This window comes from Arthrobacter sp. Dra40, from assembly GCF_059091905.1.
On the sequence record NZ_JBNHHB010000193.1, the window covers coordinates 1 to 9,676 of the forward strand.

The window sequence follows — 9,676 nt, forward strand, 5'->3', positions numbered from 1 at the left end:
CGAAGTGGCCAATGCGGGCCTTGGCCATGACCGGGATGGAGACGGCTTCGATGATGCCATCCACCATGTCCGGATCGCTCATCCGGGACACGCCGCCCTGGGCACGGATATCCGCCGGAACGCGCTCAAGCGCCATCACGGCCACGGCACCGGCGTCTTCGGCGATGCGGGCCTGTTCTGGAGTCACGACGTCCATAATGACGCCGCCCTTCAACATCTCGGCCATGCCCCGCTTCACCCGGCTGCTGCCGGTTACGGGGGCGTGAGTTGAAGTTGCTTCACTGGTGGACACAAAAAGCCCCTAGAGTCGGTCGAAAGCGTACATCTCATCATACGTCCGGGCCCGTGTGCCGGCTCACCCATGACGTAATCTTCCACAATGCCCGACGCCGGCCCCCGGCCGCCGCTGTCGGGCGGGCCGGAACGGGTCAGGCCGGTTGCCGGGTTTGCCGGTAAACCGCGAGGATCCGCTGGATTACGGTCAGCAGGCTCGCGGCGGCCAGCAGCACCAGGACCACCAGCAGGACAACTTCCGGCAGGCCCAGTCCGGTCAGCCCGGTAAAGACCAGCACGGCCACCAGTCGTTCGGAGCGTTCGGCAATGCCGACGGCGGCGGTGCAGCCCAGCGATTCGGCCTTGGCCCGGGCATAGGAGACGAGCGATCCCAGCAGCAGGCACACGAGTGCGGAGACGGCGATGGCCGGGTTGGCTCCCCCCGTGAAGAACCAGATGGCTACGCCGGCGAAGACCGCGCCGTCGGCCAGCCGGTCAAGGGTGGAGTCCAGGAAGTTGCCCCAACGGCTGCTGCGCTCCAGCAGGCGCGCCATCAGCCCGTCCACCATGTCCGAAAAGACGAACGCCGTGATGAAGACGGTGCCCCAGAACAGCTCCCCCAGCGGGTAGAACACCAGCGCTCCGACGCACACTCCGATCGTTCCGACAACGGTGACGGCGTCCGGCGAAACACCCATCCGGATCAGGGCGCGGGCCAGCGGAGAGAACAGCTTGCCGAAGAATCCGCGCGCGTATTTGTTAAGCATGGCGGCCCTACCGCGCAGGCCAGGCTTGGGCTACCTGCTTGCGGACCTCGTCCAAGGTCTCAGTGATCGCCTTGGTCTGCGCGATGATCGGGAAAAAGTTCCCGTCCCCGCCCCACCTGGGCACCACGTGCTGATGCAGGTGCGCCGCGACGCCGGCGCCACCGGCTTCGCCCTGGTTCATGCCCAGGTTGAAGCCGCTGGGGTTTGCCACTTTCCGCAGGACCCGCATCGCTGTTTGGGTCAGCTCGGCGAACTCTGCCGTCTCCTCCGCGGTGATGTCCGTGTAGTCCGGCACGTGGCGGTACGGGCAGACCAGCAGGTGCCCGGGATTGTACGGAAACAGGTTCAGCACCACGTACGCGAACTCGCCGCGGTGGACGATCAGCGATTCCTCGTCGGAGCGCGCCGGTGCCACACAGAAGGGGCACTCCTCCTTGTTCTTGAACTGTCCCTGGCCGCCCTTGACATAGGCCATGCGGTGCGGAGTCCAGAGCCGCTGGAAAGCGTCCGGAACCCCGGGCAGCTCAAAGCCGTCCGTCACCCCGTCTCCGGCCCGGTCAGTCATGGCTTCGCTGGTCGTCTCGGCCATCGTCAGTTGCCGCGCCTGGCGGCGGCCTGCACAATCCGCGACACTGCCTCGTCCACCGGGATGCCGTTGTCCTGGCTGCCGTCGCGGAAGCGGAAGGAAACGGCTCCCGCTTCGGCATCCTCACCGCCGGCGATCAGCACGAACGGAACCTTGTCCTTGCTGGCGGTGCGGATTTTCTTCGGGAAGCGGTCCGAGCCCAGATCGGCTTCGGCACGGATGCCCTGGGCCCGCAGCTTCGCCACGATGTCCAGCATGTAGTCATTGAAAGCTTCCGCCACAGGGATGCCGACCACCTGGACCGGGGCGAGCCAGGCCGGGAAGGCCCCGGCATAGTGTTCGATCAGCAGGCCCATGAAGCGCTCCACCGAGCCGAACAGGGCGCGGTGGATCATCACCGGACGCTGGCGGCTGCCGTCGGCGGCCTGGTATTCGAGTTCGAACCGTTCGGGCAGGTTGAAGTCCAGCTGGATGGTGGACATCTGCCAGCTGCGGCCAATGGCGTCGCGGGCCTGCACGGAAATCTTCGGGCCGTAAAAGGCTGCTCCGCCCGGATCGGGCACCAGGTCCAGGCCGGACGCCTCGGCAACCTCGGCCAGCGTGCGGGTGGCTTCGTCCCAGACCTCATCGGAGCCGACGTACTTCTCCGGGTCCTTGGTGGACAGTTCCAGGTAGAAGTCGTCCAGCCCGTAGTCCTTGAGCAGGTCCAGCACGAAGTTCAGCGTGGTGGTCAGCTCATCCTTCATCTGCTCGCGGGTGCAGTAGATGTGGGCGTCGTCCTGGGTCATGCCGCGCACGCGGGTCAGTCCGTGGATGACGCCCGACTTCTCGTAGCGGTACACCGAGCCGAACTCGAACAAGCGCAGCGGCAGCTCGCGGTAGGACCGTCCGCGCGAGCGGAAGATCAGGTTGTGCATCGGGCAGTTCATCGGCTTCAGGTAATAGTCCTGGCCGGGCTTGATGACCTCGTTCGTTTCCGGGTCCCGGGTCTCGTCCACATGCATCGGGGGGAACATCCCGTCGCGGTACCAGTCCAGGTGGCCGGACACCTCGTACAGGTTGCTCTTGGTGATGTGCGGGGTGTAGACGAACTCGTACCCGGCTTCGGTGTGCCGCTGCCGCGAGTAATCCTCCATCGCCTTGCGGACCGTGCCGCCCTTGGGGTGGAAGACCGGCAGCCCGGAGCCCAGCTCATCCGGGAAGGAGAACAGGTCGAGTTCGGCACCCAGCCGGCGGTGGTCGCGGCGCTCGGCCTCGGCCAGCCGCTCCTGGTAGGCCTTCAGGTCGTCCTTCGTGGGCCAGGCGGTGCCGTAGATGCGCTGCAGCTGCTTGTTCTTTTCGTTGCCCCGCCAGTACGCGGCGGCCGAACGGGTGAGCGCATAGGCGTTGGAAATCAGCTTGGTGTTGGGCAGGTGCGGACCGCGGCAGAGGTCCTTCCAGACCACCTCGCCGCTCTTGGCGTCCACATTGTCGTAGATGGTCAGTTCGCCGGCACCCACTTCGATGCTGGCGCCCTCGCCGGCCTCGTCCGAGTGGCCTTTGAGCCCGATTAGCTCTTCCTTGTACGGCTCCCCTGCCATTTCGGCCAGTGCCTCGGTTTCGGACACGGCGCGGCGGACAAAGCGCTGGTTGGAGTTGACGATTTTCAGCATCATCTTCTCCAGCTGCTTTAAGTCCTCCGGGGTGAAGGGCTCCTCGACGTCGAAATCGAAGTAGAAGCCGTCGGTGATGTAGGGGCCGATCCCGAGCTTGGAGTCCTTGCGCAGCTGTTGCACCGCCTGGGCCATCACGTGAGCGGTGGAGTGGCGCAGCACGTTCAGTCCGTCGGGGGAATCAATGGTGACGGCTTCCACCTTGGCGGAGGCCGGGATCGGCTGGTCCAGATCCTTCAGCTCGCCATTCACGCGCACGACGACGACCTCCCGCCGGGTGCCGTAAAGGTCGGCTCCCGTCGTGCCCTCGGTCACCTGGGTCTCTTCGCCGTCGACGATGAGGGTGGTGAGGTTTTGGGGCGCTGACACAGAGGTCTCCTTTGGTGGATGTAGGCCGTCACTGCAGCGACATACTTGGGCGCTGCAAGCCTCTCCGATCGTATCCGCTGTCGAGTTGCCCGACCAACACCGCGGCGGCGGTGGCTGGGCACCGCGCCTATGACCGGGGCAGGAACGAACGACGAACCTGGGCTCACAGGATCCTGACGTCTACCGGGCCCTGGCGGCGGTGAGCATAACCGCCAGCGAACGGGGGCGGTAACCGGCCGGTACCCGCTCACCCCACCCGGTAGGCGTGGCTGCCGGCCAGCCAGGGCTCGGCCGGGACACGGTTGTCCAGCCCCTCCTCGGCCATCCGCCGGGCCAGTTCGCCAGTACCCGGCCCTCCTGCACCGGCGGTAACTTTGGGTGCGGCAGCCGGCACGCCACGTGCCGGGGGCCGGGACGGGACAGGGTTTCCCGGCAAGGGCAGGCTCGCAGTGTCCGAAAGGTCCCACGCTTCGAGAGCCTGCAGCCCGATTCCCCGGGGGCCGGTACGCCGGGTGAGGCCCCGGATGAGCAACATCTCGGTGCCGAACAACAGCGGGCCCGAACGTTCCTGGGCTTCCTGGAAGAACGTGGCGTCCACGCAGCCGGTTCCGTCGTCCACACTGATGAAAACCACCCGCCGGCCGCCCCGCATGGGCGGCGTCTGGGTGGCAACCCGGATTCCGGCCACCAGCACTTCGCTCCCGTTGCGCATGCCCAACAGGTCCTTCGCCTGGGAGGCTCCGAGCTGTTCCAGCAGCGGGACGTAGCTCTCCATCAAATGGGAGCTGGCGTCGACCGAGAGCAGGTCCAGCTCGGTGCGTACCTTGTCCACTGTCGTCGGTTCGGGGAAAACCGGGACCAGATGACGCAACTCCAGGTCTCCCAGCGGCAAGGACAGCTGGCCCTCCGTGGGCTGGTAGCGCTGGGGAACCGGGCGGGAGGCCGACTGGTCCAGATGGTAGACCAGATCCGTGCGGCTGGCCGTCCGGCCACCGCGTTGGCCGGTGATCCGGTTCAATTCATCAAATGCTCCAAGTTGGGCCAGGCGCTTCAGTGCGGGTTTGCCGACTTTGGCCCGTGCCCGCAGGTCGGCCAGCGATTCGTACGGCTGGCCGGCGACAATGCGCTTGAGCTCGCTCGTCGAGAGCCCGTAGATGCCGGTGAGGCTAAGCCGGATCCCCAGTTTTTCTCCAGTGCCGGTAGGAACGCGTTCCACCTGATAGCGGTCAGTGCTGCGGTTGATGTCCAGCGGCAGGATCGGGATGCCCAGCCGGCGTGCTTCGGCCACCAGCAGGCGCAGCGGGTACATACCCGGGTCGTGCTGCCACAGCCCGGCCAAAAACGCCTCCGGGTGGTGGGCCTTCAGCCAAGCCGTTTGGTAGGTGGGTACGGCAAAGGCTGCCCCGTGGGCTTTGCAGAATCCAAAGCTGCCGAAGGACTTCAGCGTGCCCCACACCGTGTCAACCACCTCGGGCGGATACCCCCGGTCCAGTGAAGCATTGCGGAAGTATTCCTCGACTGTCGGTTCAGCTTCCTCGTTGCCCAGCAGCCGGCGGAATTCGTCCGCCTTGGCCAACCCGCAGCCGGTGAATACGTCGAAGGTCCGCAGGACCTGTTCGTGAAAGATCGTGACTCCGTGGGTTTCCTTCAACACCGGAATCAAATCGGCGTGCGGGAAGCGCTCCGGCGCCCAACCATGGCGTTGTTCCAGGAACGGGCGGACCATGTCCGACTGCATCGGGCCTGGCCGGAACAGCGAAATGTCGATAATCAGGTCGTTGAAGTCCCGCGGAGCCATCTTGCCCACCAATTCACGCTGGCCAGGAGATTCAATCTGGAAGCATCCCAGGGTATGGGTGCTGCGGATCAGCTCATAGGTGGGTTCGTCGTCCAGTGGGACCTGTTCCAGGTTGATGGTTCCGTCCGCGGCAATATAGTCCGGTCCGGCACCATCCTCGCCCACCGGGTGCTGCCCTGCTGCTGTCACGGCTTCCTTGTTCGGATGGATGCGGGCTATTTCCTTAAGCGCGTAGGCGATGGAACTCTGCATCCGCACGCCCAGCACGTCCAGCTTGAGCATGCCCATCGGGTCCATGTCGTGTTTGTCGAACTGGCTCATCGGCAGCCCCAGCCCGCTGGGCTGGGTGGGGGTACGGTCCAACAGCGAGGTGTCGCCAAGGATCACCCCGCAGGGATGCATGGAGATATGCCGGGGAAGCCGGTCCAGCCGTTCCGTCAGGTCCACCAGCAGGTCCAACTGCTGGTTTTGCTCCACCTGGGCGGAAAACGCGCGCAGTTCCGGCTTCTCTGCCATTGCCTCCCGGAATTGGCGCGCGGAGAACCGCCAGAGCTGTTTGGCGATGCCTGAAATTTCTTCTTCCGGCAGACCCAGCGCCAAGCCGGCGTCGCGGACCGCCCCGCGGGCACGGTAACCGTTCTGCATGCTCATCAGGGTTACCCGCTGGCTGCCGAAACGGTCGAAGATCTTTTGGTAGACGTTGTGCCGCTCTGCACTTTCCACGTCTATATCGATGTCCGGCAAGGTGGAACGGTCCTGGGAGAGGAAGCGCTCGAAAATCAGCCCGTGGTCCAGCGGGTTCACGTGGCTGATATAGAGCAGATAATTCACCAGGCTTGAGGCACCCGATCCCCGGGCCGCTGCGCGCACACCCATCCCGGTGATCATGCGCGACACTTCTGCCACGGTCAGGAAGTATGAGGCGAAGCCCAGCCGGGCAATAATGCCAAGCTCATGGGCCAACCGGTCCCGCAGTTCCTTCTCCGTCCGCCCGGAAATTGCTCCAAACCGTTCGGCGATGCCGGTTTCGCAGCGTTGCACCAGCTCTTCCATCGGTTCCCCGTCAATCCCGATGACAGACGCTTCGGGGACCACCGGACGCTTAAAGCCCATGTCTTGGTAGGGATCCATCCGGCACCGGTTGGCCACAGCTTCCGTCGCGGACAGCAGACGGGTTGTCTCCCGGCTTCCACCGCCCGCTGCCTGCACAATTTCCCGGGCCAGCGCTTGCATTTGGCCGGGGGATTTCAGCCAGCCCTGGGCGCTGGGCTGCAAATCCGGAAGTTTGGCCAAGGCTGTCAGCGCCCTGGCCGCGTCCAGCACATCAGCAGTGGCGGCTCCGTCCTCTTCGCAGTAACGCACGGCGTTGGTCAGCACGGCAGGAAGATTCAACTCCGCGGCCAGATTAAGCATCCTCACCGCGTGGGCGGTACTGAGGTATTCGCCAGGGGCACTCAAATGGGAAACGATTTCCAGAGCCAGCGATCCGGACGGCAGTCCGCTCCGCCAGCTTCCTGCCAGCCGGCGGGCTTCGGTATAACTGCGGCGGCGCAGCGCTTGTCCGACGTCGGAAAAAGGACCCAGCAGCACCGTTAGGACCGGCCCTCCGTCAGACCTGCCGGCATGCCGGGCGAGCTGTTCCAATGTCACGCCAGGTGTCCGGTGCCCCCTGCCACGGCCCCCGGACGTTGTGCCCGCATGGGCTTCCGAGACCAGCCGGCAGAGCGCATGGTAGCCACTGCCCTGGTTCCCGCCATGGGCCAGCACCACAACGCGGCCAGTGTCCCGGCCGGCGTCGTCCTGGACTGCGAGATCAACACCAACGATTGGATCAATCCCCGCTGCCAGGCAGGCCTTGATGTGCTTGACCGTTCCGTAGAGCCCGTCCCGGTCCGTGCAGGCCAAAGCGTCCGCCCCGAAGGAAGCGGCCGCACCGGCCAGCGCATCCGGCCAGGAGACACCGTAGTGGGCACTGAACGCCGTGGATACATGCAGATGGGTAAAGCTCATGGTCATTCCAAACACCGTTAAGGCACAGGATCGGTCTCCGGGTACTGCAGCGGGAAACCGGGGGCTGGATAAAGCTGGCGGGACAAGTTTTGCCGTCAGGCGCTCAGTTCCCGGACGGCATCATGGACACGGATCAGGCGCCAGCGTCCGGTATCCACCGTGTGGGAAAGATCCAGGGTGCGGATCTCTGACCGGCCGTTCAACCGCGCCTGCACCCGCCAGATTTCGTGGTCAACAAGTCCGGGCCCCCTGCCCCGTTCTGCACGCAACTCTTCCGCCCACCATTTGCGGCGTTCATACCAGCGCACAGGCTCCGCCACGATCCGGTAGCTTCTGCCCTGCCATCGAAGCCGAAGCGGCTGTCCGGCAGGGGAACACACAACGTCAACTGCTTCACTGAAAACACCCATGTCCCAGTCGCCTTTCATCTGGACAACGGGTCAGAATCCCCGGCGTGCGTCCCTGCCAACACGCCTGCCGAAGGACTTGACCCTCTTATTCTATTCGAACGTGTGTTCGAATCCAAGATGAAGCTTAGGCACGGGCACTGACAAAACCGGAACGACGATGAGGCAACGGGCTCCTGCCTGCTACAGCAGCCTCAGGCCGGCGAGGGCGGCGAGCACAGCGGGTTCCGGGTGCCGGCGAGCGCAAGCGGTTCCGGCGGGATCCGGGTGCCTGCGAGCGCAAGCGGTTCCGGCGGGTTCCGGGTGCCTGCGAGCGCAAGCGGTTCCGGCGGGTTCCGGGTGCCGGCGAGCGCACGGGGTGCAGGCGGGTTCCGGGTGCCGGCGAGCGCAAGCAGTGCAGGCAGCGGGCCCGGCAAGCGCAGTGCGGGCAGCGACTAGCCGTGCTCGGCCATGTATTTCACATCGTTTACCAACTTGTCCCACATCAGCTTGGAGTGTTCCGCCGCTTCGGCAGTGTCGTTGTTGTCCTGCGCCAGCGTGAACTCCGTCCCACCCGGTACTTCCTGCAATGTCCAGACGAGCCGGTGGTAGTTTTCGGGCACATCCGCTTGGCCGGTCAGCGGGCTGAAGTGCGTGAGGACGAGCCGCCGGGCGGGTTCAAATTCCAGCACCTGGCCTTTGTCTTCGTACGCTTTGCCTTCCCACTCACCCCGCCACCGGATGGGGCCGCCCACGCTCCAGTCCGTCTGCACCTCGGTGCCGAACATAAACCCCCTGATGGCTTCCGGATCCGTGATCACCGACCACACCCGCTCCGGCGGCGCGGCAATGGTTGCCGTCGAGCTGGCCATGTACTTTCCCGGCATCGGTTCCTCCCCCATCACGTCACGCCTCGCCAGCGCTGGTCCGGATACTCTCCACCAGCTTCCAGCAGCAGGCGCCGGCAGGCAATGACTTTGGCGGAAGTACTGCCCACATCGCCCGCGGCGGAACCCAGCAGCGGCGGTACCTAAAAGCGGCGGGACCGAAGGGCCAGTGGATCAGCGCCTTACACCGGCCAAGACCGACGGGCCGGCATCACGCCGCCTCATCGATGAGGTCGGGTCCATTGTTGCGCACGTTGTTGACCTTGGAACTGACCCGGCGCGGGACAAGATGCGGTTCGGGCATGGCCTCCAGCAGTTGCTGTACATCCGCCTCGGATGTGGTTTCCGGATCCAGCCAGTCCGAATACAGCCCCGGCGGGACGATCAACGGCGTCCTGTCGTGGATGTGCCCCAGTGAGTCGGCAGCCTGGGTGGTGATGATGGTGCAGGTGCGCAGCCACTTCTCCGGATGGTCTTCGGGCAAGGAAGGGTCCGGCCAGTTCTCGAAGAGAGCGGCGAAGGCCAACAATTCTTCGCGTTCGCCATGCAGGTAGGTCGGTATCTTGCCATCCTCGGTCTTTTGCCATTCAAAGTACCCGTCGGCAACAAGCAGTCCGCGCTTCCTGGCCGCCGCCTTGCGGAAGGAGGGTTTCTCCGTCACGGTCTCCATCCGTGCGTTGATCAGGCGAGCACCGGAGCGAGGGTCCTTGGCCCATGGCGGCACGAGTCCCCACCGGGCCATGATGAGTTTCCTGGATACTCCCTCGGCGCCTGCCTGCTTGCGGTCGATGATCAAGGGGACCTCATCGGTCGGTGCGATGTTGTAGGAAGGCCGGATCTCGTCAACATAGGACTCATCGACGTCGAAGGAAGCCACCAGGTCGCCGGTTCCCCGCGCCATCACGTATCTGCCACACATGCCTCCATTATGGTCCGGCGCGTCCAGCG

Annotated in this window: 8 protein-coding genes and 1 pseudogene; 1 reads left to right on the forward strand and 8 read right to left on the reverse strand. The window is 64.9% G+C overall.

The genetic code is table 11. From position 1 onward, the window contains the following. The 7 genes and pseudogenes from AC5RWT_RS30615 to AC5RWT_RS30645 form a co-directional block, all read right to left on the reverse strand. A pseudogene (locus tag AC5RWT_RS30615) lies at window positions 1-226 on the reverse strand (pyridoxal 5'-phosphate synthase lyase subunit PdxS); the annotation flags it as partial. Window positions 227-428: 202 nt separating this feature from the next. After that, entirely contained in the window at window positions 429-1,040 is a 612-nt protein-coding gene (pgsA, locus tag AC5RWT_RS30620) for a phosphatidylinositol phosphate synthase (protein WP_493967726.1), read from the reverse strand. A 7-nt stretch (window positions 1,041-1,047) separates the two neighbouring features. Further along, window positions 1,048-1,629, reverse strand: coding sequence for an HIT family protein (locus AC5RWT_RS30625; protein ID WP_494083495.1), 582 nt, complete (start codon window positions 1,627-1,629; stop codon window positions 1,048-1,050). Between the two features lie 2 nt (window positions 1,630-1,631). Beyond that, window positions 1,632-3,647: a threonine--tRNA ligase gene (gene thrS, locus AC5RWT_RS30630; RefSeq protein ID WP_494083496.1), complete on the reverse strand. Its 2,016-nt coding sequence runs from the start codon at window positions 3,645-3,647 to the stop codon at window positions 1,632-1,634. Window positions 3,648-3,894: 247 nt separating this feature from the next. Continuing rightward, on the reverse strand, window positions 3,895-7,455 hold the full coding sequence (locus tag AC5RWT_RS30635) for a DNA polymerase III subunit alpha (protein WP_494083497.1): 3,561 nt from the start codon (window positions 7,453-7,455) through the stop codon (window positions 3,895-3,897). Window positions 7,456-7,550: 95 nt separating this feature from the next. Then, a complete protein-coding gene (locus tag AC5RWT_RS30640) occupies window positions 7,551-7,883 on the reverse strand; it encodes a DUF6504 family protein (RefSeq protein WP_494083498.1) in 333 nt (110 codons plus the stop codon). A gap of 413 nt (window positions 7,884-8,296) precedes the next feature. Further along, window positions 8,297-8,713, reverse strand: coding sequence for an SRPBCC family protein (locus AC5RWT_RS30645; protein WP_494083500.1), 417 nt, complete (start codon window positions 8,711-8,713; stop codon window positions 8,297-8,299). Here AC5RWT_RS30645 and AC5RWT_RS30650 point away from each other — a divergent pair. Beyond that, window positions 8,640-8,816 (forward strand): hypothetical protein, encoded by a 177-nt coding sequence (locus tag AC5RWT_RS30650; protein WP_494083501.1) that lies wholly within the window; start codon window positions 8,640-8,642, stop codon window positions 8,814-8,816. The two genes, AC5RWT_RS30645 and AC5RWT_RS30650, sit on opposite strands and share 74 nt — an antisense overlap. A 123-nt stretch (window positions 8,817-8,939) precedes the next feature. On the opposite strand, the gene AC5RWT_RS30655 is transcribed toward AC5RWT_RS30650, so the two are convergent. Beyond that, on the reverse strand, window positions 8,940-9,647 hold the full coding sequence (locus tag AC5RWT_RS30655) for an SOS response-associated peptidase (RefSeq protein ID WP_494083499.1): 708 nt from the start codon (window positions 9,645-9,647) through the stop codon (window positions 8,940-8,942). Between the last annotated feature and the right edge of the window lie 29 nt (window positions 9,648-9,676).

Bases quoted from the DNA above. Each gene is read 5' to 3' on its own strand.
- AC5RWT_RS30625 (WP_494083495.1), bottom strand. From the start codon at position 1,629: ATGGCCGAGACGACCAGCGAAGCCATGACTGACCGGGCCGGAGACGGG.
- AC5RWT_RS30650 (WP_494083501.1), top strand. From the start codon at position 8,640: ATGGCTTCCGGATCCGTGATCACCGACCACACCCGCTCCGGCGGCGCG.
- AC5RWT_RS30655 (WP_494083499.1), bottom strand. From the start codon at position 9,647: ATGTGTGGCAGATACGTGATGGCGCGGGGAACCGGCGACCTGGTGGCT.
- AC5RWT_RS30645 (WP_494083500.1), bottom strand. From the start codon at position 8,713: ATGGCCAGCTCGACGGCAACCATTGCCGCGCCGCCGGAGCGGGTGTGG.
- pgsA (WP_493967726.1), bottom strand. From the start codon at position 1,040: ATGCTTAACAAATACGCGCGCGGATTCTTCGGCAAGCTGTTCTCTCCG.
- AC5RWT_RS30635 (WP_494083497.1), bottom strand. From the start codon at position 7,455: ATGAGCTTTACCCATCTGCATGTATCCACGGCGTTCAGTGCCCACTAC.
- AC5RWT_RS30640 (WP_494083498.1), bottom strand. From the start codon at position 7,883: ATGAAAGGCGACTGGGACATGGGTGTTTTCAGTGAAGCAGTTGACGTT.